The organism is Prosthecobacter fluviatilis (assembly GCF_055388355.1).
On the sequence record NZ_AP043782.1, the window covers coordinates 2,301,167 to 2,326,069 of the forward strand.

Annotated in this window: 23 protein-coding genes; 16 read left to right on the forward strand and 7 right to left on the reverse strand. The window is 65.0% G+C overall.

Going from position 1 to position 24,903, the window contains the following annotated elements; genetic code table 11:
- Nucleotides 1-27: 27 nt before the first annotated feature.
- The gene (locus ACZ5WW_RS08830) at nucleotides 28-924 is read right to left on the reverse strand and encodes a hypothetical protein (RefSeq protein ID WP_377165060.1); all 897 of its coding nucleotides are present in this window, start codon (nucleotides 922-924) and stop codon (nucleotides 28-30) included.
- Nucleotides 925-1,165: 241 nt separating this feature from the next.
- On the opposite strand from ACZ5WW_RS08830, the gene ACZ5WW_RS08835 reads away from it, so the two are divergent.
- The gene (locus ACZ5WW_RS08835) at nucleotides 1,166-1,711 is read left to right on the forward strand and encodes a very short patch repair endonuclease (RefSeq protein ID WP_377165058.1); all 546 of its coding nucleotides are present in this window, start codon (nucleotides 1,166-1,168) and stop codon (nucleotides 1,709-1,711) included.
- A 1,511-nt stretch (nucleotides 1,712-3,222) separates the two neighbouring features.
- Here the strand turns inward: ACZ5WW_RS08835 and ACZ5WW_RS08840 are convergent.
- Together ACZ5WW_RS08840 and ACZ5WW_RS08845 are read right to left on the reverse strand one after the other, a co-directional pair.
- Entirely contained in the window at nucleotides 3,223-3,624 is a 402-nt protein-coding gene (locus ACZ5WW_RS08840; protein WP_377165056.1) for a hypothetical protein, read from the reverse strand.
- A gap of 33 nt (nucleotides 3,625-3,657) precedes the next feature.
- Nucleotides 3,658-4,452, reverse strand: a complete 795-nt coding sequence (locus tag ACZ5WW_RS08845) for an HNH endonuclease (RefSeq protein ID WP_377165054.1) — start codon at nucleotides 4,450-4,452, stop codon at nucleotides 3,658-3,660.
- 38 nt (nucleotides 4,453-4,490) lie between these two features.
- Here ACZ5WW_RS08845 and ACZ5WW_RS08850 point away from each other — a divergent pair, with 38 nt between their 5' ends.
- Complete coding sequence (locus ACZ5WW_RS08850) at nucleotides 4,491-5,150, forward strand: hypothetical protein (RefSeq protein WP_377165052.1); 660 nt, start codon at nucleotides 4,491-4,493, stop codon at nucleotides 5,148-5,150.
- Between the two features lie 249 nt (nucleotides 5,151-5,399).
- Here the strand turns inward: ACZ5WW_RS08850 and ACZ5WW_RS08855 are convergent, their stop codons facing one another.
- The 3 genes from ACZ5WW_RS08855 to ACZ5WW_RS08865 all read right to left on the reverse strand — a co-directional run bounded on the left by ACZ5WW_RS08855 (nucleotide 5,400) and on the right by ACZ5WW_RS08865 (nucleotide 8,265).
- On the reverse strand, nucleotides 5,400-6,698 hold the full coding sequence (locus ACZ5WW_RS08855) for an AAA family ATPase (RefSeq protein ID WP_377165050.1): 1,299 nt from the start codon (nucleotides 6,696-6,698) through the stop codon (nucleotides 5,400-5,402).
- A 227-nt stretch (nucleotides 6,699-6,925) separates the two neighbouring features.
- A complete protein-coding gene (locus ACZ5WW_RS08860) occupies nucleotides 6,926-8,032 on the reverse strand; it encodes a CHC2 zinc finger domain-containing protein (RefSeq protein ID WP_377165048.1) in 1,107 nt (368 codons plus the stop codon).
- Nucleotides 8,033-8,112: 80 nt separating this feature from the next.
- A complete protein-coding gene (locus ACZ5WW_RS08865) occupies nucleotides 8,113-8,265 on the reverse strand; it encodes a hypothetical protein (protein ID WP_377165046.1) in 153 nt (50 codons plus the stop codon).
- Nucleotides 8,266-8,420: 155 nt separating this feature from the next.
- Here ACZ5WW_RS08865 and ACZ5WW_RS08870 point away from each other — a divergent pair, with 155 nt between their 5' ends.
- The 8 genes from ACZ5WW_RS08870 to ACZ5WW_RS08905 all read left to right on the forward strand — a co-directional run bounded on the left by ACZ5WW_RS08870 (nucleotide 8,421) and on the right by ACZ5WW_RS08905 (nucleotide 17,889).
- The gene (locus ACZ5WW_RS08870; protein ID WP_377165044.1) at nucleotides 8,421-8,846 is read left to right on the forward strand and encodes an outer membrane protein assembly factor BamB family protein; all 426 of its coding nucleotides are present in this window, start codon (nucleotides 8,421-8,423) and stop codon (nucleotides 8,844-8,846) included.
- A 108-nt stretch (nucleotides 8,847-8,954) separates the two neighbouring features.
- The gene (locus ACZ5WW_RS08875) at nucleotides 8,955-9,983 is read left to right on the forward strand and encodes a Gfo/Idh/MocA family protein (RefSeq protein WP_377165042.1); all 1,029 of its coding nucleotides are present in this window, start codon (nucleotides 8,955-8,957) and stop codon (nucleotides 9,981-9,983) included.
- 933 nt (nucleotides 9,984-10,916) lie between these two features.
- Complete coding sequence (locus ACZ5WW_RS08880; protein WP_377165040.1) at nucleotides 10,917-12,641, forward strand: Do family serine endopeptidase; 1,725 nt, start codon at nucleotides 10,917-10,919, stop codon at nucleotides 12,639-12,641.
- 136 nt (nucleotides 12,642-12,777) lie between these two features.
- Nucleotides 12,778-13,125, forward strand: a complete 348-nt coding sequence (locus tag ACZ5WW_RS08885; RefSeq protein WP_377165038.1) for a hypothetical protein — start codon at nucleotides 12,778-12,780, stop codon at nucleotides 13,123-13,125.
- A 114-nt stretch (nucleotides 13,126-13,239) separates the two neighbouring features.
- Nucleotides 13,240-14,040, forward strand: coding sequence for a TatD family hydrolase (locus tag ACZ5WW_RS08890; RefSeq protein ID WP_377165036.1), 801 nt, complete (start codon nucleotides 13,240-13,242; stop codon nucleotides 14,038-14,040).
- Between the two features lie 795 nt (nucleotides 14,041-14,835).
- Nucleotides 14,836-16,245 (forward strand): pyruvate kinase, encoded by a 1,410-nt coding sequence (gene pyk / locus ACZ5WW_RS08895; protein ID WP_377165034.1) that lies wholly within the window; start codon nucleotides 14,836-14,838, stop codon nucleotides 16,243-16,245.
- Nucleotides 16,246-16,294: 49 nt separating this feature from the next.
- Nucleotides 16,295-17,083, forward strand: a complete 789-nt coding sequence (locus ACZ5WW_RS08900) for a hypothetical protein (RefSeq protein ID WP_464694236.1) — start codon at nucleotides 16,295-16,297, stop codon at nucleotides 17,081-17,083.
- 230 nt (nucleotides 17,084-17,313) lie between these two features.
- Entirely contained in the window at nucleotides 17,314-17,889 is a 576-nt protein-coding gene (locus ACZ5WW_RS08905; RefSeq protein ID WP_377165030.1) for a hypothetical protein, read from the forward strand.
- Between the two features lie 92 nt (nucleotides 17,890-17,981).
- Here ACZ5WW_RS08905 and ACZ5WW_RS08910 read toward each other — a convergent pair whose 3' ends face one another.
- Entirely contained in the window at nucleotides 17,982-20,420 is a 2,439-nt protein-coding gene (locus ACZ5WW_RS08910; protein ID WP_377165028.1) for a PSD1 and planctomycete cytochrome C domain-containing protein, read from the reverse strand.
- 75 nt (nucleotides 20,421-20,495) lie between these two features.
- Here ACZ5WW_RS08910 and ACZ5WW_RS08915 point away from each other — a divergent pair, with 75 nt between their 5' ends.
- The 6 genes from ACZ5WW_RS08915 (at nucleotide 20,496) to dtd (ending at nucleotide 24,427) form a co-directional block, all read left to right on the forward strand.
- Nucleotides 20,496-21,728, forward strand: a complete 1,233-nt coding sequence (locus ACZ5WW_RS08915) for a thymidine phosphorylase (RefSeq protein ID WP_377165026.1) — start codon at nucleotides 20,496-20,498, stop codon at nucleotides 21,726-21,728.
- Between the two features lie 79 nt (nucleotides 21,729-21,807).
- Nucleotides 21,808-22,014 carry a hypothetical protein gene (locus tag ACZ5WW_RS08920; protein ID WP_377165024.1) on the forward strand — a complete coding sequence of 69 codons (207 nt, stop codon included), beginning with the start codon at nucleotides 21,808-21,810 and terminating at the stop codon, nucleotides 22,012-22,014.
- Nucleotides 21,984-22,331 carry a type II toxin-antitoxin system RelE/ParE family toxin gene (locus ACZ5WW_RS08925; RefSeq protein WP_377165022.1) on the forward strand — a complete coding sequence of 116 codons (348 nt, stop codon included), beginning with the start codon at nucleotides 21,984-21,986 and terminating at the stop codon, nucleotides 22,329-22,331. Before ACZ5WW_RS08920 ends, ACZ5WW_RS08925 begins: the two co-directional genes overlap by 31 nt.
- Nucleotides 22,332-22,409: 78 nt before the next feature.
- Complete coding sequence (locus ACZ5WW_RS08930) at nucleotides 22,410-23,333, forward strand: amidohydrolase family protein (protein WP_377165020.1); 924 nt, start codon at nucleotides 22,410-22,412, stop codon at nucleotides 23,331-23,333.
- A 7-nt stretch (nucleotides 23,334-23,340) separates the two neighbouring features.
- On the forward strand, nucleotides 23,341-23,925 hold the full coding sequence (locus ACZ5WW_RS08935; RefSeq protein WP_377165018.1) for a YdcF family protein: 585 nt from the start codon (nucleotides 23,341-23,343) through the stop codon (nucleotides 23,923-23,925).
- Nucleotides 23,926-23,974: 49 nt separating this feature from the next.
- Nucleotides 23,975-24,427 carry a D-aminoacyl-tRNA deacylase gene (gene dtd, locus ACZ5WW_RS08940; protein WP_377165016.1) on the forward strand — a complete coding sequence of 151 codons (453 nt, stop codon included), beginning with the start codon at nucleotides 23,975-23,977 and terminating at the stop codon, nucleotides 24,425-24,427.
- Nucleotides 24,428-24,903: the final 476 nt, after the last annotated feature.

Genomic DNA, 24,903 nt, shown 5'->3' on the forward strand with positions numbered 1-24,903 from the left:
CCCGTCGTCATCTCCGCCCCGCAGGTCTCAGGGCTCGTCCAGCACCCGCTCCGCGCTCAGCTCCGCGCCGAGGTGGTTCCGCCCATGCATTTGCTTGCCGTCCCGGTGCACGGTGAAGTGGTCCACGCGCTCGCCGGTGCCCCAGCGCAGGTCGTAGGAGGTGCTGTCATTGAGGTGGCGCACCACGCGCTTCCAGGTGCCGTCAGAGTTTGCGGTGCCGTCCTCGCGGATGTTGGCGACGAAGCCGTCCTTCCACCTCCACGTGCCCACAAAGGGCTCGGGCACCGGCGCGCGGCCCCGGCGCTCTCCATGGGTGTCGCGCTCATTGGCCACGGTGAAGTGGTTCGCATCTGTGTTAAAGGTCAGCACCAGGCCCACGGCATCCCGCACCGCCAGGCGCACCGTACGGGCATCGATGATCTCCCACCTGCCCTCCCAGACGATCCGGTCCTTGTGCCAGGCGCTGATCCTGCCGCCCGGGCGGAAGCGCACCGCCTGCCACGCCCCCTGCTTCAGCACCGTGGTGCCGCCCACCTGCACCTTGTCATCCGCATTCAACCAGTCCCACAGGGTGTTTTCCAGGGAGGCGCGCAGGCCCTCCGCAGTGGCTGGCACGGAGCCCGGGGCATTGCGCGGGCTGTTTTGCAGCGAGCTCTGGTCAAAGCCCTGCCGCACCAGGTAGAGGATGTCCGCATCGCTCAGCTGCCCGGCCTTCAGCGTCACCAGCGAGCCATCCACCGATTTTTTCACCACGATGTCATCGCCGGAGATCCTCTCCAGGCTGGCGCGCAGCACGCGGCCCTGCAGGTCTTTGAAGTTCCGCTTTTCACCCGCAGCACCCGCAGAGACGACGAGCAGAAAGAGCAAGGCCGCAGCCGTGGGGAGGCACCTGACATTCCGATAAAGCGGTGAGCACAGACTCATGGATCAAAAAGGGAGTGAGAGCCCCACCATGCAAAAACACCATAAGAAGCGCAACTGAAACCCGCAGGCTCTCAGCCTATCGCGCACCACACCCTGCAGCGCCCTTTCCAGCCCGCCCCTCCCGCGCCCAGCTGCCTTTGCAGCGTTTTGAGTTTCCCGTTCCTTGTTCTTGGTTCAGGCATTCAATGTTCAACGTTCCATGTTGAATGTTCAGCGCAGCCCCCCTCTTGTTCCCCGCGTCATGACAGACGTCTTCACCCCGGCCAAGCGCAGCGAAGTGATGAGCCGCATCCGCTCCACCGGAAATGCCGCCACGGAGCTGCGCCTCGCCAGCCTGCTGCGGGCGGAAAAGATCACCGGCTGGCGGCGGCACCTCTCCCTCACCCTGCCGCCCTCCCCCCCACGCAGCACCCGGCCCGCGAAGACCTCCCAGCCCCTCACGCCCCCGGCCAAAGCAGCAGCCAAAGCAGCAGCCAAAGCGAAAACCGGCACCGCAGCGTCCGCCCGCCGCCCCCGCGTGCGGCCGGACTTCGTCTTCCGGGCGCAGCGCGTCGCCGTGTTTGTGGACGGCTGCTTCTGGCACGGCTGCCCCCGCCACGGCACCCGCCCCCGGCAGAACCGGAAATTCTGGGACGAAAAGATCGCCCGCAACCGCGCCCGGGACCGCCACGTCACCCGCCGCCTGCGCCAGCTCGGCTGGACCGTCCTCCGCCTCTGGGAATGCGCCCTCACCCGCCAGCGTCAGGCACACACGCTGGCGCGGGTGAAGCGCGCTTTGGGAAAGTAGCCCAGTTGCGCCGCAACTGGGAAGCGCCAGCGCCAAAGTAGCCCTGTTCCTGCGGAACAGGGAAGCGCGCCGCAAACACCCGTGAAGCGCTAGAAAGTAGCCCAGTTGCGCCGCAACTGGGAAGCGCGCCGCAAACACCCGCCATGTGGGACCACCATACAGCATGGGCGATGCGCAGCCCTCCCTTGTTGCACAGCAACAAGGCAACTTTCACGCCGCTACGCACCCATCCTCCCCAACCCTCCGCCCCACAAACCAAGAACCAAGAACCAAGAACAAAAAAAACCGGCAACTCAAACACCCCCTCCAGTTGCCATGTTTTCGACTCAGGCACCCCTTCGCCCCTTCCACCACCAGCCACGCACCGCCGCCGCCTGCACACCGCTGCGGCCCCTTGCCATTTGCTGCACCGTGTCTTTGCCCCTTCTCTCGCCGAGTTGCCGAGTTTCCACACCTAAGCACGGCAACTCGGCAACTCGCGCTGGGAGGTGGGGAAGTGGCAGCGTTGAAGTGGGGGGACTGCGAAAAGCTCAAACCATGGCCTGACTTGACTCATAGTCCAAGGTGGTCGGCATGAGTCAACGCTACCGTGCCCTGATCCAGCGGTTTCAGTTCCTGCTATCGCGAGGAATTGGTGCCCTGAGGCCCGTAGTAGTTTTCGAAGCCTCTTTGAATCGGTTCCTCACGTCGAACAAAGTCTGCATCTTCTTTGCTGCCAAGAGCGGCCCGTTTCTTCGCATTCTCAATGTCGAACCTGCGGGCCCCCAGAAGCATGTCCTCCCAGAACGAGCGGGGGCGCAGGGCTTGCCCGCTCGAGTTGTAATTGACTCGCTGATACGGTGCTGAATGCGAGTAATGGGGCTGTGGCGGAGCTGGCCGTGGTGCATAGCCATTGTAGCGGGGTGGGCCGTCTCCCCAGTCGTTCAAATAGTTGGTCTGCTGCGGTGGCAGCGGGCCATAGCATGAAGAAAAAAACAAGGAGACGATAACGGCAAATGGAAGAGTGAAAGCTGCGCGTTGCATGGCTGACTTGGTTTGGATTATCGGAGAAAGTGTGTTTTGGAAGTTCAGGCCAAAACGGCCCAGCCTGTGGTGGCCCCCAGGATCAGAACGCCCAAGAGGAGCACCAGGCATCCACCACCACCTTTTGAGGACGGCCTATGTGTGTCATTCCATTCCTTCTGATTGCGTATTTGATGGCCGATTTCGGCCTCTTGATCCCTGTCAGGATTAGCGCCCATATTGTGTGTTTTGCAGGTTGTTCTTGGAAGTGTTTACGAACGAATTGTTGCAAGGATTCAGCATTTGTAACAAGGATAAAATCAGCACTTGTTTATAACGGTTTCCGTGAAAGCACCTAGACTTATTTCTAAGTTGAAGCGCACCGCTTCAGCAAAGAAACGGCATGAGTCATCTGTGCCCGCACCGGCACAAGCGGAGTGAAGTGCGAAAATATCTCCTCAGCGCTCGCTCCGCGACATCTTCAAAAACGTGTCCCGAGGATCAGCCATTCACTTGATCAACGTTGCCCGCCCCTCGGCATCCATCTGGTACTCGCATCGCAAGGTCTCCTGTTTGCCGGAGGTGAAGCCGCTGAAGAGCCCTGACTGCGGGTCCTTCAGCAGCTTCCAAGAGACGAACGTCATACCCTTCGCAGAAACGTTCGATGACCGATCAAACATGATTCGTCGTAGCTCATCCTCCTGGCACCAGGACTGCAACTCCGGCAGGCTCTGCGGCCAGCGCTCATGTGCACGGCGAAAATCCTCCGCCAGACCGTGCAGGCATTTCAGCCTCACCAGATTTTCACGGGACTCGCCATTGCGGTCATACATCGGCCTGCTGATGAACTGGCCAAACGCCAAACCGGCGATGAAAATCACGGCACATAAAAGGGATTTACGGATAGACATGAGTTGGGGTTGGATCTCGTTCATTGAACTCCACTACATCTTCAAAAACGCCTCCCGATGCTCCGCCATGAAGGCGAGATCCGGCAGCACGGAGTCCTCCGGCATTTCCAAAGCGTGGCCCTCATACGCGGCGAAGTTTTCCTGCACCGCACGCTGCGGCAGCTCACTGCGCAGGCGCTTGGAAAGCAGCAGACGCAGGTTGTCGTCAAACGAGATCAGGTGGCGGTCAAACGCCGCATCGTGCAGGCGCGAGAGGCAGAGGCCGTTGCGCACATTGAGGCGCTGGCCGGCATGCGTGCCCCAGGGCAGAATGTGCGAGGCGATCAGCAGCTCGCGCACGCCCAGCTGCGTCACGCCGCACCGGCCGCCGAAGTTGTTTAAGACCGCATTGCGAAAATAGTCCTGACCCAGCCGCACCTGCACCGTGCTGGTGGCCGTCGTCGGCCCCGTAGGCGGCGGCTTGATGATGCGGATGCCCTTCTTTGGCAGCACCTCCACCGCAGCGTCCGGCCCCGCCTTCATCAGCTCCCGCAGCGCCGCCTCGCTGGCAGGCACGCTGGCCTCCAGGTTGTCGTGAAACTCCTGCCACATCGCCGCATCCAGCCTGCTCGCACCGTCCAACCCCTTGATGCCGCGCAGCTTCAGCGCGGGGTCCAGAGAGGCCAGATTGCACAGCTTCATCGCCACACTGCCCGCCGTACGCTCCAGCCTCTTCGCCAGCGTGATCACCGTCGGCTGCCGCTCATGCATCTGCCCAAACCGCAGCTTGTGGTACACATTCAGGAGAATGAGCAGCTCAGGACGGGTCCAGTTTTTTCGCACAGCCATGCCAGGAAACTAAAACCCCGGCGCGTTGCTGGGAAGTCATGATTTTTAAAAACGACTCCCTTGATCCTGCCGCCGTCTTTGCCTGCGCCATCTCTTTGCGTGACGCCTGCGATCAGGCCGCCAAGTTGCAAAACCTCAGCCTAAGCGATGCCTTCAGCGGCGTGGATCAGTTCTACCGCGAGGCGATGCGCATTGCCGGCTTGTTTGAGGAATGGGCATGCCAGCATGTGGTCTTTGATGAGACGGAGGACGTCTGGCCCTACCTGCTGGAGGACAAGTTTGGAGCCGCCTGCCTGCAGCGCATGAGTGTGGAGGATCTAAGAGGTTTCGACGCAGAAGATTGCCCGGATGTGGCCATGAAACTCCTGCTGCCTTTGCATTATCAAGATGCGCCACGACTGCCGCTGGATGTGACGGCAATCAATCCTGTCTCTGCATCTCACTTCACCCACTGGCGCATTCAAACCATTCGCTGCCTGAGCGGCGACGACAGCTTTGAGCCCATGATCTTTGGCGATGATCCATTCGATCCCGAATACGAGCCTTCCATCCTCGCCCTCTATGGAGTGAATGCCGAGGGGCTTGTTGAGCACATCAAAGACTTCGACCGCTATGCGGATGCCGTGGCCTTTGTGAGCAAAATTGCGCCGGAAGTCGAATTTCCTGAGGTGCCGGTGGTGAAAGCGCAAGGGAGCTGATGCCCAGCGGAGGCTGTCGGTGCTGCTATTGCCAGGTTGCCACACGGCAACTCGGACCACTCTCTGAGTTGCCATGAGTTTTGCTTCATGACTTCGCAAAACTGCATCCAATTTCCAAAGCATGCCACATCATGCTGTATCATGCCACCGATTGACCGCCCTCCCGGACCTTGGGAGAGCGAGTTGCCGAGTTGCCGTGCTTAGGTGTGGAAACTCGGCAACTCGGCGTTGGGCGGGCGGCGCGGGCTCTTAGAAGGAGTCGTCCTCCTCGTCTTCATCGCCGCTGTCCTCGTCTGGGTGGTAGTGGCTTTTGACGGGCTTGTTGTCTTTGGACCGGGGCGGCAGGAGCTTGTGCGAGTTTCCGCTGATGCGTCCGTCTTCCAGCGCCTTGCGCGCCCATTTGCTCACCGTTCCTTTGTGCCGGTTCATCAGCTCCGCCATGTCCTTCTGGCTGGTGACGCCCTCCAGCACATGCTGGATGAATTGTTCATAATCGTTCTCCACAGCCAGCTCGCACCGGATGTCCGTGATGCCGGTGGCGGGGTCGGTGGTGAAGTGCCAGAGGAGGTCGGGGAGGGGGTCGCCGGTGTTGCGGGAGGGTTTGGCGAAGTGGCTGACGAACTTCGCGCCGGAGTCGCTCTCCTGCCGGGCGTCGCGCAGCTCGAGGATCCAGGAGCAGGCGTCCTCCCTCTTGCTGTGGCCGCGCATCATGCCGTTGCGCCCGGCGTGGTGCACGACGATGACGGTGACCTTCCGCCGCCGCAGATCGAGCAGCCAGTGGGAGAGGGGCTCGTAGTCCGTGCCTTTGTTTTCATCCACGCCGGAGGCCAGGGAGCTGAGGTTGTCCAGAATGAGGACGCGGTAGCCGCGCCGGACGATGACGTCGGTGAGGCGCTCGCGGTCCTCGGCCTCGCCGATGTTGACGCAGTGGGTCTGGACCTCAAACATGCGCTCGTGGTGCAGGTAGGTGACGTGGGAGGTGTCCAGGTGCAGGCCGTTGTTGCGGTACTGGGTGAGCTTCAGGGACATCTCGCCATCGACGTAAAGGACGGGCAGGGGCGTGGACCCGCCGCTGTCCGGGGCCTCCGCGTCGCCGCCGCTGTCCGGGGCGGTGCTGGCAGGGGGCTCGGCTGAAGCGGAGGGCGCCGGGCCGGTGGTGGCGTCTCCGGCGGCCCAGAGGCCGAGCGCGCTGCCGCGTGAGATGGCGCCGGGCAGGGCCATGGCCATCCACGTTTTGCCCACGCCGCGCGGGGCAAAGATGAAGCCGAGGTCCCCCTCGCACAGCCAGCGGTCCAGCAGCGCGGGGCGCGGCGGGATGTGGAGCTGCGCCAGCTCTGCGGAGCTGATGAGGCAGTCGTCCAGCGGCGGGCGTGGCGGCCGCTGGGCGGGGAGCGCCTGGGCCTGCGGCGGCGCCGCGTGCAGGGGCGTGGTGGCGCCGGTGCTCTGGGTGTGCGTGGCGCTGCCTGCGGGAAACACGCTGCGGGCGTGCTCGCGCGCGCTCTCGGCGAGCTCTTCTGGCGTGGGGACGAAGGTGGTGATGGTGGGCATGGTGTGTGTTTTTTTGTGTTAGGTTGTGGTTTGTTGTGATGTCTGGCTGAAAGGGGGATGTTCTCGGTTCTCGGTTCTCGGTTCTCGGTTCTCGGTTCTCGGTTCTCGGTTCTTGGTGGCTGCCGGCTTGGGGTGGGCGGCGGGCGGGCGCGATTGAGGATTGATGAACAGGGATGGTTGATTGCTGAACGGCGGATGAGTGGCGGCGCTTTGCCGCGTGGGTTCGGTCAATACGGCGGGTGCACTTCCAGGTCGGGCGGGGGGAGGAGGCTGTGGTGCAGTTCGGCGGCGGAGGCCGCGTCCAGGCCGCTGGTGCAGTCGTTGAGGTCCTTGACGGGTGTGCCGTCCGTGCGCTGCAGGCCGTTGAATTCGTAGATGTCCACCGTGCAGCCAGCCGCGTGGAGCTGCCGGGCCCACTGGCGGGCGCTTTTGACACCGCCGCCGTCGGCGTCGTTGTGCGGGTAGATGCGCACGCGGCGGCCGCGCATGAGCTCCAGCGCTGCGGGGTCGATCCGTGCGCCGGTGCCGCGCCCCAGCATGGCCACGGGCAGCACGTCCCATCGTTCCAGCGCGGTGGCAAAGTGCAGCGCGGCCAGGTAGTCCGGCCCGCCCTCCACCAGCAGGAGGGTGCGGAAGCCCGGCACCCGGTGCAGCACAGCCGCGCCCAGCGGCCAGCTCTTGCGGGAGCCGCGCAGGGTGTGCGCCTTGCGCCGGCCCAGCGTGCCGCACTCCGGAAAGGGCAGGCCGTCCAGCCGCCGTGCCTCGGCGCAGCGGCCCTGCGCGTCTGTGAGCACCCAGCAGCGGAAGCCCCGCACGATGGCAAAGGTGAGGGTGCGCAGCGCCAGCGCGAGCGACACGGCCTCCGGGGAGATGCGGCGGGTCTCGGCCACGAGCCGCCGGTCTGCCTCCGTGCCGTTTTGCAGCGCCACGTTCACGCCATCCGGCTGCGCCTGCTCTTTCTGCGGCTCCGCTTTCTGCGGTGGCGGTGACTTCCGCGCAGGCGGCGGCAGGGGGCGGGAGGGCTGGCATGGCACCCCGGCCAGCTCCAGGAAGTGCTGCAGCGCCTCGCCCTTCCCCGTCTGCCGTGCTGCGGCGATGAAGTCGATGACGTCTCCCTCCTCCCCGGTGGCGAAGTCCTTCCACCGCCGCCCGTCCTGGTAGATGGAGAAGGAGGGGCTGCGGTCCTGGCGAAAGGGGGAGCGGCAGACGTGCGCGGGCTGCCCCGTCAGGCCCAGGGCCCGCCACACCTCCGGGATGCGCAGTCGCTGCTTCAGCGCTGGTATGTCGTGGTGGTGCGGGCCTGCGGCCCTGGCGTGTGCGGTGTGGGTCTTCATGGCGGTGTGCGGGTGGAAAGGAGGGCGGGGCAGGCGCGGTCCCGGCGGCGGCGGCGGCTGGGCAGGCCGGGAGAAGCCGGTCACTTCATGGCATTTTGTTGCATCTCATGGTATTCGGAGGCATGGGCGGGGGCGCGGGTGCCGGGACGCGGCGCAGGGCGGGCGGAAGGAGGGGCCTGGCGCGCGGCGGCGGCGGCACCGCCCGGGCGGGCGTGCGGGGCTCGGGGGGGCATGGGCGTGGCCTGCGGCGGGGCTGCAGGACGTTGCGTGGTCATGCAAAACTCCTTGGGTCCGAATTTTAAAAGTCAACCGCCTTTTCGCAGATCGATGCAGAATGATGTTTTCATACAACCTGCTGCACGCTGCTATAAAAGTGGTATTTCGTGGTATGCCTGCAACCACCCGCGCCGCCGTACGCAGGGCCGCCGCCCCGGCGCCGTTCCAAAATGAGCCCCATCTTCCACTGGCGGCCCGGCCCGCCCCGGCCACGCTCCGCCGCATGGACATCTGCGATCTCGTCTTCACCGCCTTCAACAAACGCGTGGCCGCGCTGCACCGCGACACCGGGGAGCTCGTCTGGCAGTGGACGGCGCCCTCCGGCGAGACCTACGCCAGCCTGCTGCTGGACGGGGACCGCCTCATCGTCTGCGTGCACGGCTACATGTACGCGCTGGATGCCGCCACGGGCCGCGTGCTGTGGGCCAATGAGATGAAGGGCTTTGGCTACGGCGTGGCCAGCCTGGCCTCCGTGCGCGGCAGCAGCCCCGGCGGCGCCCGCGTGCTGGCCTATGCCGCAGAGTCAGACGCGCGGTAGGCCGCCAGCCCCCGCATTTTCGCACCTGTTTCCGTGCTTTTGTGCCGCATGCCCCTGCCACGCCCGCAGCGGCGAAAGGCGGCGCTGCGGGCTGCGTAGTCTCTGGCCATGATCCGCTCCCTGCTTCTCTCCCTCGGCGCCCTCGCGCTGCTCTCCCCCCACGCCAGCGCGCAGCACATCCGCGCCGGCATCATCGGCCTGGACACCTCCCACGTGCTGGCCTTCACCAAGACGCTGAACGCCAGCCCGCAAAAGCCGGAGGTCATGGGCGTGCACCTGGTGGCCGCCTACCCGCAGGGGTCGAAGGACATCCCCTCCAGCACGGAGCGCGTGCCGGAGTACACCGCCAAGGTGAAGGAGCTGGGCGTGGAGATCGTCCCCAGCATCCATGACCTGCTGGACAAGGTGGACGTGGTCTTCCTCGAGTCCAACGACGGCCGCGTGCACCTGGAGCAGGTGCTGCCCTGCCTGGAGGCGCACAAGCCCGTCTTCATCGACAAACCCATCGCCGGCACGCTGGTGGACGCGATCAAGATCTTTGACGCCTCCAAGAAGGCGGGCATCCCGCTCTTTACCTCCTCCTCGCTGCGCTTTGGCAAAGGCACCCAGGCCGTGCGCGGCGGCAGCGTGGGCCAGGTAAAGCAGGCCCTCACCACCAGCCCCGCCAGCCTGGAGCCCCACCACCCGGACCTCTTCTGGTACGGCATCCACGGCGTGGAGTCCCTCTTTACCGTCATGGGCACCGGCTGCCAGAGCGTGAAGCGCGGCAGCGTGACCGAGGAAGTGACCACCGTGGACAAGGCCACCAAGAAGGAGACGAAGCAGACGGTCAGCCGCATCACCGTCACCGGCACCTGGGCCGGCGGCCGCACCGGCACCTTCACCGAGTCCAAAGGCTACGGCGGCAAGGCCGTGGGCGAAAAGGGCGAGGCCGACATCGGCACCTACGACGGCTACGATCCCCTGCTCTACTCCGTGGTGCACTTCTTCCGCACCGGCGTAGCCCCCGTGAGCCCCGAGGAGACGCTGGAGATCTACGCCTTCATGGAGGCCGCAGACGAGAGCAAGCGCCGCGGCGGCGCCGAAGTCACCCTCAAGGAGGTGATGGACAAGGCCCTCGCGGAAGCGCGGAAGTAAGCCCCCCGTAGCCCTCATGGCAGGATGGGTGTGGCGAAAGCCCGCCCGTCCATCAGCGCACGGCAGGCACCATGGCGTACGAACGCCCTCGCAGTCGGGCGGTTTGGCGGAGAGAAGTGCAAGTGGTTGAGATGTCACATCCGCCAAACACACCCAACCTACGGCCGGAGCACGGCGGCTGCAGGGTCGTAGGATGGGTGTGGCGACAGCCCGCCCGTCCATCAGCGCACGGCAGGCACCATGGCGTACGAACGCCCTCGCAGTCGGGCGGTTTGGCGTAGAGAGGTGCAAGTGGTTGAGATGTCACATCCGCCAAACACACCCAACCTACGGCCGGAGCACGGCGGCTGCAGGGTCGTAGGATGGGTGTGGCGACAGCCCGCCCGTCCATCAGCGTACGGCAGGCACCATGACGTACGAACGTCCTCGCAGTCGGGCGGTTTGGCGGAGAGAGGTGCAAGTGGTTGAGATGTCACATCCGCCAAACACACCCAACCTACGGCCGGAGCACGGCGGCTGCAGGGTCGTAGGATGGGTGTGGCGACAGCCCGCCCGTCCATCAGCGCACGGCAGGCACCATGGCGTACGAACGCCCTCGCAGTCGGGCGGTTTGGCGGAGAGAGGTGCAAGTGGTTGAGATGTCACATCCGCCAAACACACCCAACCTACGGCCGGAGAGGTCTTGCCATTTGCGATGGAAATCTCTGCCCCCGCGAGGCCGCCGCAGGAATAGACCCGCTCTCCCAGGCGCGAGGCGCGTAGTACCCTGGGGGGCTCCAACCGCCCCCGGGACGGGTCTTTGGACTGCGGGGGCCGAAGTGAAAGAGTCCCTTTCTTTCGCCCGAATATGTTCAACATTCCCCCCGGCACTACGTCAGAGAATCACGCGCTCCTCCAAGAACCGCTGAAAAATCCCATCCTAAAAAACACTCCATGAAGACCCAACCTCGTCTCTGCATCGCATTCACCTGCGCCGGCATGCTGGCGTCTGGACTGCCCGGCCTGCGCGCCCAGCAGCCCGCCCCCCTGCCCCCCGCTGCGGACACCCCTGCGGCCCCGCAGCCGCCGGCGGCAGCGGCAGCACCCGCGGCGGTGAATCCCGCCCTGGCAGAGTTCAACTCCCGGATCGTCAAGGACCTCAGCCCCCTGCCCAACAACGGCCAGCTGCAGATGAGCTACGCCAGCGTGGTGGACAAGATCCTCCCCAGCGTCGTCACCATCTACTCCTCCACCCCCATCAAGACCCCTGAGGTGGACCAGATCCCCCCGCAGCTCCGCCCCTTCTTTTACCGCTTCTTTGGCGCCCCCGGCGGTGCCGACCCCTTTGGAGGCGGCATGAATGAGGACGACGAGCCCGCGCCCAATCCGCGCCGCCGCGGCCAGCCCCAGCGCCCGCAGCCGAAGCCCCCGGAAGACGATGACGCCCACCAGGAGCGCGGCGTCGGCTCCGGCATGATCATCACCCAGGACGGCTACATCATCACCAACAACCACGTCGTCGCAGACGCCAAGAAGATCGAAGTCGCCGTGGACGTGAACGGCTCCACCAAGACCTACCGGGCCGCCATCATCGGCACCGACCCGCTCACCGACGTGGCCCTCATCAAGATAGAAGCCACCGGCCTCAAGCCCGCCATCCTGGGAGACAGCTCCAAGCTCCGCGTGGGAGACGTGGTGCTCGCCGCCGGCGCGCCCATGGAGCTCAGCCGCTCCGTCACGCAGGGCATCGTCAGCGCCCTGGGCCGCAGCAATGAAGGCATCGTAGGCCGGGGCAACGGCCGCGGCGGCCGCGTGCAGGGGTATGAGGACTTCATCCAGACAGACGCCTCCATCAATCCCGGCAACTCCGGCGGCCCGCTCGTGGACGGCATGGGCCGCGTCGTCGGCATCAGCACCGCCATCCTTTCCCGCACCGGCATGAATGCCGGCATCGGCTTTGCCATCCCCATCAACATGGCGCTCCACATCGTGGAAGACCTGCTGGATGACGGCTCTGTGCAGCGCGGCTTCCTCGGCGTGCAGATCACCGACCTGGACGCCTCCCTCGCCGAGCGCCTCGGCATCAAGGAGCAGGGCGGCGCCGTCGTCATGATGGTCGGCTCGGAGTCCCCCGCCGAAAAGGCCGGCATCCAGCTCGAAGACGTCATCATCTCCATCAACAACCAGCGGGTGGACAGCAGCAGCCGCCTGCGCCTCATCGTCAGCGGCACCAAGCCCGGCAGCGTCATCCCCATCGAGGTCATGCGCGGCGGCAAGCGCCTGACGCTGAACGCCACGCTCGAGGCCCTGCCCGAGGAGGCCCTCTCTGAGATGGGCGGCGGCCAGCGCGGCATCCCCCGCCCCGGCGGCAGCGGCCCCGGCAAGGAAAACATCAGCGAGCTCGTCTCCGGCGTCACCGTGCAGACCCTCACCCCCGCGCTGCGCGAGCGCCACGACATCCCCGCCAGCGTCAGCGGCGTCATCGTCACCAAAGTGGAGGCAGACAGCCGCGCCGCCGCCATGGGGCTGGAGGAAAACGACGTCATCTCCCACGTGAACCGCAAGCCCGTGGCCAACGCCGCCGAAGCCACCACCCTGGCCAAAGGCAACGACAAGACCGTGCTCCTGCGCGTCTGGCGCAAAGGCGACACCATGCTGCTCATGATCGGCAACAACTGAGCCGCGAATGATTCAACCGCCCGCGTGTGCTGCGAAGCATGCGCGGGCTTTTTTTGTGGCCTAAAGTTGCTTTGTTCCTGCGGAACAAAGATCTCCTGACAAGCACTGAGAAACAGGCACCTTTGCAGCCAGCTCCATGATGAATATGAAAGCCGGAACAGTTCTTACAGCTGCACAGTTGCAGCAGCATTACGGAAACTTCCATGAACTCAGTCCAAAGGCGGAGTTTGATCCTGCCGATGTGCCGGATGAACTTGTGCCACTGATTCCCTATGCAGCTTTTTGGGGGCTCTCAGACGATTTGGACCGGGAGAACTTGGTGGAAGCAGCCACTCCCGAGATCACGGCGAATCTCAAACTTGTCATTCGTGAAAACGACGACGCGATAGACGCCTGGCTGGCGGGACCGCTGGCGGACAAGCCGCCATTTTCAGCCGCCTACATTGCATTTTCCGCCATGCGCATGGCAGCGGATTATTGCTGAGACGCAGAAACTGCCGCATGCAGTCTATGGCAGGCCCGGAAGCGCGTAGCGCTTACGATCCGTTGCCATGCAACCAAGCTTTCCCGCTCGCAGGAACAAGGCTACTTTCCCCCCATGCTCTACGACGCCCACAACCATCTCCAGGACGTGCGCCTTGACCCCTGGCGTGAGCAGATTCTCGCCAGCACGCCGCAGACCGGGCTAGCGGAGATGATCGTCACCGGCTCCTGCGAGGAGGACTGGCAAGCCGTGGCAGACCTCGCGCGGCAGCACTCCTGGGTCCGCCCCGCCTTTGGCCTGCACCCGTGGTATGTGAAGGAGCGCACGGCGGACTGGGCCACCACCTTGCGTCATTTTCTGGTATCCCACCCCCGCGCCGTCGTCGGCGAGATCGGCCTCGACCGCTGGATCGAAAACCCGGACATCGACGCGCAGCTCGGCTGCCTGCGCACGCAGCTCGCCCTCGCCGTGGAGCTGGACCGCCCCGCCACCCTGCACTGCCTGCGCGCCTTTGGCCTGCTGGAGGAAACCCTTCGCAGCACCCCGCTCCCGCGCCGAGGCTTCCTCCTGCACTCCTACGGCGGCCCCGCCGAGATGATTCCCGGCTTTGTGAAGCTCGGTGCCTACTTCTCCCTCAGCCCCTACTTTGGCCACCCGCGCAAAGCCGCGCAGCTCGCCGTCTTCAAAGAGGTGCCCATTCACCGCCTCCTCGCCGAAACCGACGCCCCCGACATGTGGCCGCCGGATGAGCTCAATCCGCACCCGCTGCATGCAGCCGATGGCAAATCTCTGAACCACCCCGCCAACCTCCGCGTGAGCTATGAGCTGCTCGCCCAGGTGCGCGGCATGGATGTGGCGGAGCTGGAGGCGGTCATCGCCGTGAATTACAACACGCTCTTTGGCACCGCCCGTTGAAACCCTGCCCCTGAAATGCGAAGCGCGCGCGCAGCTCTGATATGGAGTGCGGTCGCGGAGGGAGGCACGACCGCAGCTACCGCTTTCGCAGGCAGGACGATTGGCGCGAGCCTCAGCCCCGCCGAACACAGCACCACGCAAGGCGCGCGCCAGCTCATCGAGCCAACGAGCGCCACGAGACACCCGAAAGCGGTGGCTCCGATGCAGGCTTGCGCCTCGCATCTGCGCGACCGCACTCCAAAAGGCTGACGCGCCAGCGGGAGCCGTGATGCCTTCGCGAACGCGGAGCGTCCTGGAGTGCGGTCATCGCCGTGAATTACCGCGCCCTGTTTGGTGCCCCGGCCAGAAGGGGCGCTGGACTCGTGGCAAGAGATCGAGTGGCACTTCGAGTGCTCATCCCACCAAACGCCTGCGGCCCTTCAGGCCGCATGGCGCATCGCCGTCTCCCGAGCCTCCTCAGGCCGCATGGCCACAGCGCCTGCGCTTCAGGAGCATCCCCACCCTTCACCGTCTCAATCTCTTTCGGCGGCGGCGCAACACATAGGCGCATCAACGAAGCCTCTGCTGGCGCGATCCAGGCACCTCAAAATCAACGCCTCGATGGCTCGACCATCGTCAATCCACCGGCTGAGCTCCGTGGGCATGCGCGATTGACGATTGATCAACAACCGATTGTGGATTGCAGAAGTTTCTTTCCCGCGGCCCGCAAGTTCCAGCCCCGTTGCGAGGTGCGCCTTGCTTTCGGGCACATCAGCGCCCACGCTGGCCCGTCCCCTGCTTTCATCCATGCCATCCATGCGCAAAACCAAAATCCTCTGCACTCTCGGACCTGCCACGGAGAGTCCTGAAGTCCTCGCCAATTTGATCGCCAAAGGCGCCGACGTCATCCGCCTGAACATGAGCCACGCCTCGCACGACTGGGTGCGCACCGTCTATGGCCGCGTGCGCGAGGCCGCCGCCGCCTCCAAGCGCGAGATCGCCGTGCTCATGGACCTCACCGGCCCGAGCATCCGCACCGGAGACGTGGAGCAGCCCTGGCAGCTCCAGGTGGGAGACACCGTGGAGTTTCGCTGCAAGCCCGACGTGCCCTCCACCACCGCGTACTCCGTGACGGTGAACTACCCGGAGCTGGGCAAGGACCTCAAAGCCGACGACGTCATCATGGTCGATGGCGGCATGATCCAGATCAAGGCCACCGAAGTCTCCACCCTCCGCGTCATCGGCACCGTCATGACCAAAGGCGAGATGAAATCCCGCCGCCACATCAATCTCCCCGGCGTGCCCGTGCGCCTGCCACCGCTCACGCAAAAGGACTACGCAGACCTCGACCTCGGCGTGGAGCTGGGCGTGGATTTCTTTGCCCTCAGCTTTGCCCGCGAGCCCGGCCACCTGCAGCACCTGCAGCTCCTGCTGGAGCAAAAGCAGAGCAAGGCGCGCGTCATCGCCAAGATCGAAAACCAGCAGGCCATCGACAACATCGACGCCCTCGTGGAGGCCTCCGGCGGCATCATGATCGCCCGTGGGGATCTCGGCAGCGAGTGCCCCATCGAGGACCTGCCGCTCATCCAGCGCCAGATCGTGGAGCGCTGCTCCTACCACGGCCGCAAGGTCATCGTGGCCACGCAGATGCTGGAGAGCATGATCGAAAACCCCGTGCCCACCCGCGCGGAAGTCACCGACATCTTCAATGCCGTCATCGAGCAGGTGGACTGCGTCATGCTCAGCGGTGAAACGAGCGTGGGCCGCTACCCCGAGAAATGCGTGGAGGTGCTGGACACCGTGATCAGCCGCATCGAGCAGAAATATCCCTCCGGCCGCTTTGCCAGCGACGCCCCGCTGAAGACGAACAAGCACAAGACCGTGAAGGCCGCCATCCTGCTGGCCAACAGCATCCCCGGCAGCAAGCTGCTCGTCTTCACCATCAAAGGCGTCATGGCGCACCTGCTCGCGCATCAGCGCCCGGAGTTTGCCCCCATCTTTGCCTTCACGCCCAATCTCCACGTCAGCCGCACGCTCGTCACCGCCCGTGGTGTGAACCCCTTCGTGCTGCCCTTCATCGAAGGCCAGCCGGAGGACAGCATCCGCGGCGCGCTGGACCTGCTGCGCCGGGAAAAGCTCATCAAGCACGGAGACCCCCTCGTCATCCTCAGCGACGCCCTCTACGACGGCGTGAATGTGGACGCCATCCTGCTGCGCGAGGCTTGAAAGCGCCGGGCCGCTCCGCCAATCTAGCCGGAGCCGCCCGTATTTCCTGATGATGCGCCTCCTCCTCCTGCTTCTCGTTTCCCAGCTCTGCACAGCCGCAGCGCTGGCAGACACCCGCGTCTTCGTCAGCCTCGTGGGTACGCTGCTGGAGGCGGAGATCACCGCCGTCTCCGGAGACAGCGTGACGCTGAAGCGCGCCAGCGACCAGCAGTCCCTCGTCGTCAGCCGCAGGACCCTCTGCAAAGAGGATGGCGCCTACATCGCCCGCTGGGCAGCGCAGCACGCGGAGCAGCCCCCCGCCACCGCACCCGCCACAGCGGGCACCTCAGCGCCAGCGCAAAAATTCCGCCTCTTCTGCCAGATCCTGCCGGCCAGGAACAACCGCAGCTCCGGCGACACCGACCAGCGTGTTTTCGAATGCACCTACAGCTTCAGCCTCAGCAATCAGGAGGTGACACGCGACCTGCGGGGAGCCCGGGGCCTGGCCCTCATTCTGGGAAAAAACGCCGCTGAATCCAACGGCGACCTCATCGTGCTGCAAAAGGAGGAGTTCGACATCTCCATCCCCGCAAAGTCAAAAATGGTCCACATCACCCAGCCCGTGCGCCTGACCTACAACGTGGGGGTGAATGCGCCCATCGCAGGCGTGAAAAGCTACGGCTACGTGCTCATCATCCGCGACGCCGCCGGAGCCCTCCTGCATGTGGAGGCCAACCCGGACACCAGCGCCAGATACATCCGGGAAATCCTCTCCATCACCGAAGTGCCCTGCATGGTGGACCGCGAGTTCCGGCCCAATCCCCGGGCCGAGCTGCCGCTGGGCTACATCAGCTTCTGAGGCCTCCGCATTGAACACAGTCGCGCGCCTAGCTGTCATAAGCCATCAGCCTGTACATGCAGGCGCCACTTCCCGCTCCTTTCTTATTTCCCGCCCAGCCTCCATCCCAGCACGCCCTGCATCTGCCCCCGGCAGGGACGCCGCAGCATGCGTGCCGGAGGCGGTGCCCCATCCCTTTCGCGGCCCCGTGGCCGCACCCACCCCCACAAACCCCTGACCTCCCCCACCCCATGAAACTCACTCTTTTCCTTCCAGCACTCGCCGCCCTGGCGCTCGCCTCCTGTGTCGACCCCATGTTTGCCGGCGGCGGCTACGGCGGTGGTTACGGCTACGGCGGCTACAACACCTACAGCACCCTGCCGCCAAACTTCACCGGCAGCGCCTACTACTACCAGGGGCGCTACTACTCCGGCGGCCAGTACCAGACCGGCAGCTACATCTACCAGGGCCGGCGCTATACCAGCCGCTACTACCACAACGGGCACTACTACTACGGCGGCCAGCATCACCACCACACACAGCCCTACCGCCCCAGCGGCTACCGCCCGCAGCCGAGCTACCCCTCCGTGCCGCGCCCCACCGTGCCGCCACCCTCTGCCTACCGCCCGGTAAACACCTACCCGACGAACAGCCACCCCTCCGGCGGCTACCGCCCCACCAGCAGCTTCCCCTCAAACAGCCACCCCTCCGGCAGCATCCCCTCCGGCAGCTACCGCCCCTCCGGCAGCCATCCGTCCAACGGCCACCAAAACGGTCATCACAACGAGCATCAGCAGGACTGGCGCCGGTCTTCCAACCGCCGCTAGCCGCACATCGGCGCCAGGAGCGTGAGCGTGAGGGGATGATGCCAAATCCCTCACCTCAGCGCCCCTGGTTTCACCGCACAGCAGGCGGCGCCCTACTCCTTGGTCAGCGCCTCATCCGTGTTTAGCAGCAGCAGGCACAGGCCCGTCCACGCAGCGTGCTCGCCGGCGTCCAGCGACTCATCCCGTTTGGACTCCCCCACCGCCAGCAGCTTCAGCGCCGCCGCGCGGTCTGCCGACTGCTGCTGCCTCAGTTTGCCCAGCTGCGCCTTCAGCAGCGCCGCCTCCGCACGCGCGGGCTCACGGCACAGCACCAGCCGGAAGGCCTGCGCCAGCGCCGCGTCCTCATTGCCACGATTTGCCAGCAGCACACGCTGCGCCAGCGCACGCGCCGCCTCCACATACGTCACGTCATTCAGCGTCACCAGGGCATGCAGCGGCGTGTTGGTACGCGTGGCCTTGATCACGCAGGTCTGCCGCGCGGCATTGTCAAACAGCATGGTGGGCCCCACGATGCGCCGCCAGAAGACATACAGCGTGCGGCGGTAGAGCGCCTCGCCGTGGTCCTGCACGTAGCTCTTTTTGCCAAACGTCGCCTCCTCCCAGATGCCCTCGGGCTGGTAGGGCTTCACCGCAGGGCCGCCCAGCCTGCCCTGCAGCAGGCCGGAGACAGCCAGGGCCTGGTCCCGCAGCATCCACGACGGCATGCGAAAGCGCGGCCCGCGTGCCAGCCAGCGGTTCTCGGGGTCGGCCTGCGCATCGGTGATCTTGGACGACTGCCGGTAGGTCTCGCTCGTCACGATCAGCCGCAGCAGCGCCTTAACATCCCAGCCGCTCTCCATGAACTCCGCCGCCAGCCAGTCCAGCAGCTCGCGCTGCGGCGGCACCTCGCCCTGCAGGCCGAAGTCCTCCGCCGTCTTCACCAGCCCCACGCCAAAGAGCGCCTGCCAGAAGCGGTTCACCGTCACACGCGCCGTCAGCGGATTGTCACGGCTCACCATCCATTGCGCCAGTCCCAGGCGGTTGCGCGGCGCATCCGGCTTCATGGCGGGCAGGCTGGCGGGCACGTTGAAGCTCACCTTCGTGGCGGTCGGCTTGTCATACGCGCCCTTCTCCAGCACAAAGGTCTCGCGCGGCGCGGGCAGCGTGTCCATGATCATCACCTTGGTCACGGCGCTGGTGGCAGAGACACGCGCACGCACCGCGGCGAGCAGCCGCTGCAGCAGGTTTGTGTAGGCGGCGTCCTTGTCCTTGAAATAGCTCACCGCCTCCAGCAGCGGGTCCACGCCCCGGTTCTTCGGCTCCGTCTTGGCGATGTAGCTCGGCAGATTTCCCGGCAGCCTCATGGCCTCGGACTCCGTGAGCGGCCTGCCTGCGGGGCGCGGAAATTTCGTCAGCTCAAAGGCCTCCACCTCCGCCGCGACGGCGTTCACCTTTTCAGAAGCCGCCTTCACCTGCGCGAGCTCCGCCGCCGTGGACATGTCCATGGCCGGGGCCGCCTGCCCGCTGCGCCCTTTGCCATCCTCGCTCGTCTGGTTGAAGACATCGTAGAGCCCGTAGTAGTCCCGCATCGTCAGCGGATCAAACTTGTGGTCATGGCACTTCGAGCAGCCCATCGTCAGCCCCAGCCACACGGTGCTGGTCGTCTCCACGCGGTCCATCACATTCTCCACCCGCGTCTCCTCGGCGATGCGGCCGCCCTCGCCGTTGATCATGTGGTTGCGGTTGAAGCCGGAGGCCAGCTTCTGCTCCTGTGTCGCCCCCGGCAGAAGATCGCCCGCGAGCTGCCAGACGGTGAACTGGTCATAGGGCATGTTGGCATTGATGGCCTGCACCACCCAGTCACGCCACGGCCACATGGTGCGCTCGGGGTCGCCCTGGTAGCCGTTGGTGTCCGCATAGCGCGCCGCATCCAGCCAGTCCCAGGCCCAGCGCTCGCCAAAGCGCGGCGAATCCAGCAGCCGCGCCACCGCCTTGTCATACGGCAGCCCCAGTTCATCCGGCGTCGGCGGCAGTCCGGTCAGGTCCAGAAAAACACGCCGCAGCAGCGTCGCCGCAGCAGCCCGTGGCGCAGGCTTCATCCCCTTCTCCGCCAGTTTGGCCCGCACCAGGGCATCGATGGGATGCTGCGCCCCCACGTCTGGAATCCTGGGCCGCTCAATGCGCTCAAAGGCCCAGTGCGTGCCCCACTTTGCCCCTTCGTCGATCCACTGCTTCAGCAGCCTCTTCTGCGCCTCCGTCAGCGTGCGGTTGCTCTTCGGCGTGGGCATCACCTCATCCGGGTCCGTGCTGAAGATGCGCTCGATCAGGGTGCTCTGCGCGCTCTTCCCCGGCGCGATGGCCGCCACCCCCTCCTTCACCGCCTTGGCCTCCTTTTCCACATCCAGCCGCAGGTCCCCTTTGCGCTCCCTGGCATCCGGCCCGTGGCAGAAGTAGCATTTGTCCGAAAGGATCGGCTGGATGTCCCGCGAAAAATCAATCGACGCCGCAGGCAGGGCGGAGCAGAGGCTGAGGAAAACGCAAAAGGCACGCATGGCGGGACGGATGGAGCATACGATCTCCGCAGCTTCACTATTGCCAAACCTGCAAGGCAGATCCTAGCATGCCCCATGCACATCCCGACCCTCATCGAGCACAAACGCGACGGCGGCGTGCTCACCTCCGAGGAGATCCGCTTCGTCATCAGCGCCTTCACCCGCGGCGACATGCCGGAGTACCAGATGAGCGCGCTCGCCATGGCCATCTACTTCCGGGGCATGACGCCGGAGGAAACCGCCGCGCTCACCGAGGCCATGCTGCACAGCGGCAGCATGCTGCTGTGGAACGACCACGACCCCATGCGCGTGGACAAGCACAGCACCGGCGGCATCGGCGACAAAACCTCGCTCATTCTCGCGCCTCTGCTGGCCTGCGACAACGTGTGGGTGCCCATGATTTCCGGGCGCGGCCTCGGCATCACGGGCGGCACCCTGGACAAGCTGGAGAGCATCCCCGGCTTCCGCACGCAGCTCAACGAGGTGGAGATCCACAACATCATCGACCGCATCGGCTGCGTGATGGTGGGCCAGACCGCCGGCATCTGCCCGGCGGACAAGAAGCTCTACGCCCTGCGCGATGTCACCGGCACCGTGCCCAGCGTGCCGCTCATCACCGCCAGCATCATGAGCAAGAAGCTCGCCGAGGGCCTCAACCGCCTGGTGCTGGATGTGAAGTGGGGCAGCGGCGCCTTCATGAAAACGCAGGAGGAGGCGCGCCGCCTGGCCGACAGCCTTGTCACGGTTGGCAATGCCATGGGCGTGCGCTCCAGCGTGCGCCTCAGCGCCATGAACGAGCCCACCGGCGAGTCCGCCGGGAATGCGCTGGAGGTGGCCGAGTGCGTGCGCTGCCTGCAAGGCCACGGCCCGCAGGACCTGGAGGACATCGTGCTCGATCTCGCCTCCGCCGTTTCCATCTCCCCCCGCGCCGACCTCGCCGCCATGCTGCACCGCGGCGACGCCTGGCGGAAGTTCCAAAAGATGGTGGCGGCGCAAGGTGGCAACGTGGACGCCCTGGAGCGGATGACCACCGTGCATCGCGCGCCCTTCATCGGCGAACTCAAGGCCCCCGCCAGCGGCATGCTCACCCGCATGGACGCAGGCGGCATCGGCCACGCCGTTCTCGAACTCGGTGCCGGCCGCTCCAAAGCCGCCGACCCCATCGACTACGCCGTGGGCTGCGACCAGATCGCCAAAACCGGCACCCACGTGCAGGCCGGCGATGTGCTGCTGCGCGTGCATGCGCGAACCAAAGGCGCGCTGTTTCGCACGCTCGATGTCCTGGCAGAGTGCGTGGAGATCGTGTGAGGCGACGCTCGAGAACTGCGCCGTTTCCCTGCACTAGTCACCGGTTGCGGACAGAAAGCCCCATGTTAGCTTTGCCAAAATGAGCACCAAAGAGCAAACCCTGTCCTGGCTGGCCGAACTGCCGGAGGATTCGCCCGCCTGGCGCGAGCTGCATGATGATGCCCGATTGCTGCGTGACATCGCGATGGCCGAGGCAGATGTGCGAAACGGACGTGAACGCCCCATGGCGGAGGCTAAAAAGCTGCTGGAACACAAATGGGCTCAACGTCGCTCCAAGTCCGCCTGACCGATTCGGCACTGAACGATCTCCATGAGATCGACGACTACTGGTGCCTGCATGGTGATCCAGAGCGCGGAGAGCAGTACGTCCGCAACCTCATCGAGAAAGCAGAGACGGAGCTGTCCTCGCCCCTGCGGGCGCAAAGTGGCCGCCCGGTGCGTGTGTCGGTCCTGCCAGGCACACGGGAGATTTTGGCCTTTAAGGGCAGCTACAGGATCATCTACCGGATTGACCCGGCCGAGAGCGTCGTTCACATCCTGCGCTTCTGGCACAGCCATCGCCATGAGCCGGATTGGGGCGAAGGCAGCGGGGGCTCCCATTAGGCGGAGCCCTCGACGGCAGCAGGCCCCAGCGCAATTCTCCATGCTTGAGAAACCTTGATGCCCCCGTACCTCTTCCGCATGAACCGCCGCCGCTTTCTCCAGACCACCGCCGCCGCCGCGCTGCTGCATGAACCCTCGCAGGCCGCGCCGCCTGCCACGCGCATCATCGACACGCACACGCATTTCTATGACCCCGCACGCCCCGGCGGCGTGCCGTGGCCCGGCAAAGGCTCTCCGCTCTACCGCACCGTGCTGCCCGCCGACTGGCTGGCCGTGGCCGCACCGCATGGCGTCAAAGAAACCGTCGTCGTCGAAGCCAGCCCGCTGGTGGAGGACAACCAGTGGATCCTCGACCTCGCCGAGAGGGAAAAGAGCATCGTCGGCTTTGTGGGCCATCTCGATCCCGGTGCAGACTTCGCAGGCCACCTGCAGCGCTTCGCCGCCAATCCCATCTTCCGCGGCGTGCGCTGGAGCGGCGCCCATCTGCAGGATGCAGCAAAGCAGGACGCCGTGCTCTCCGGCGCCAAAGCGCTGGCCAGCCACGGCCTGGAGCTGGACCTCAACGGCAGCCCCGCCTACCTGCCGCATGCCGCCAAACTCGCCGCCGATGTCCCCGACCTGCGCGTGCTCATCAACCACCTCGGCGCCTCCGGCGATCCCCAGTCCCTGCGCCCCGAGTGGAAGGAAAACATCCGCACCGTGGCCAAACAGCCCAACGTCTTCATGAAAGTCTCCGCCCTGGTGGAGCAGCTGAAGTGCGACTACGGCAAAGCCCCGACCGACACCGCCTACTACCTCCCCGTGCTCGACCACCTGTGGGAATGCTTTGGCCCCGACCGCCTCATCTACGGCAGCGACTGGCCCGTCTCCGACAAAGGCGCCACGTATGCCGGCGTCTTCAAGGTCGTGGACGAGTACTTCCGCGCCAAGGGCGCCGACGCCTGCGAGAAGTACTTCTGGAAGAACTCGAAGGCGGCCTATCGCTGGGTGGAACGCACCTGAACCTCCGATGACCCGTTTCAAAAAGCGTCTTTTGCTCACCCTTTTCGCAGCCGTCGGAAGCTTTGTGCTCGCCACCCTGCTTCTGGCTCTGGCGGGGCTGCGGGATGACATCGGCAAAACGGATGTGGCCCTCGTGCTCGGCAGCAAGGTGGAGCCCTCCGGAAAGCCCTCAGCGCGCCTGCAGGCACGGCTGGACGAAACCGTGAAGCTGTACATGGCAGGCTGGTTCCCCTGGGTCATTGCCAGCGGAGGCCTGGGCAAGGAAGGATATGATGAGGCCGTCGTCATGCGTGACTACCTCGCAGCTCACGGCGTGCCTCAAGACCGCATCCTTTTGGACAGCCAAGGAAACACCACCTTCGAAAGCGCCCAGAACACCCTGCAAATCCTGCGGGAAAAACGGCTCAAAAGCGTCTTCGTCATCTCCCAGTATTTCCATATCCCCCGCTCACGCCTGGCGCTCAAGCGCAGCGGCATTGAAGAAATACGCTCCGCATCCCCAGGCTACTTTGAGCTGCGCGATCTCTACTCCGCGCCACGCGAGCTGCTCGGCTATTTCAGCTACCTGCTGCGGAGCTTCGACAAGAAATGATTGTGACTTCCATTTCATCTTCCGGCATACGTCATTCCTGCCTCCCCCCATGCGCCTCGTCCTGCAACGCGTCTCCTCCGCCTCTGTCACCGTCGAAGACACCATCACCGGCCAGATCGGTACCGGGTTCCTGATCCTCGCAGGCATCGAGCACGAGGACACAGCCGAAGACCTCACATGGCTGGTGCAGAAGGTCACGCAGATGCGCGTTTTTTCAGACGCCGAGGGAAAGATGAACCTCAGCGTGAGGGACATCGGCGGAGATCTGCTGGTGGTCAGCCAGTTCACGCTGCATGCCAGCACCAAAAAAGGCAACCGCCCCAGCTTCATCCGCGCAGCGCGCCCCGAGACTGCCATCCCCCTCTACGAGCAGTTTCTGGCGCTTCTGGAGGCCGAGATGGGCCGCCCCGTGGCACGCGGCATCTTCGGGGCCGACATGAAGGTGGCTTTGGTCAACGACGGCCCCGTCACCATCTGCATCGACTCGCGGGCCCGGGAGTAAAGTTGCCCTGTTCCTGCGGAACAAGGAAACACTCCGCTGACAGCCAATCATGCGCTTGTCCTAATACCACGCACAGCTGAAAACGGGTCTCATGGGTGAAAGCCAGCATTCCATGCGGCCAGCCAGCGCTCTGGAGGAGTGGGATCGTCCCGATCCCACAGGCTCCCTCATCATCCAGCGCCCTCGAACATCCACGAACACGCTGCAGGAGGGGGGATCAAGATGATCCCCCTCCGTCGCTGCGGCGAAGCCTCCGGCGGAGTGGGATCGTCCCGATCCCACACGCTCCCGCATCGCCCTGCGCCCTCGAACATCCACGAACACGCTGCAGGTGCGGGGATCAAGATGATCCCCCTCCGTCGCTGCGGCGAAGCCTCCGGCGGAGTGGGATCGTCCCGATCCCACACGCTCCCGCATCGCCCTGCGCCCTCGCAGATCCACGAACACGCTGCAGGTGCGGGGATCAAGATGATCCC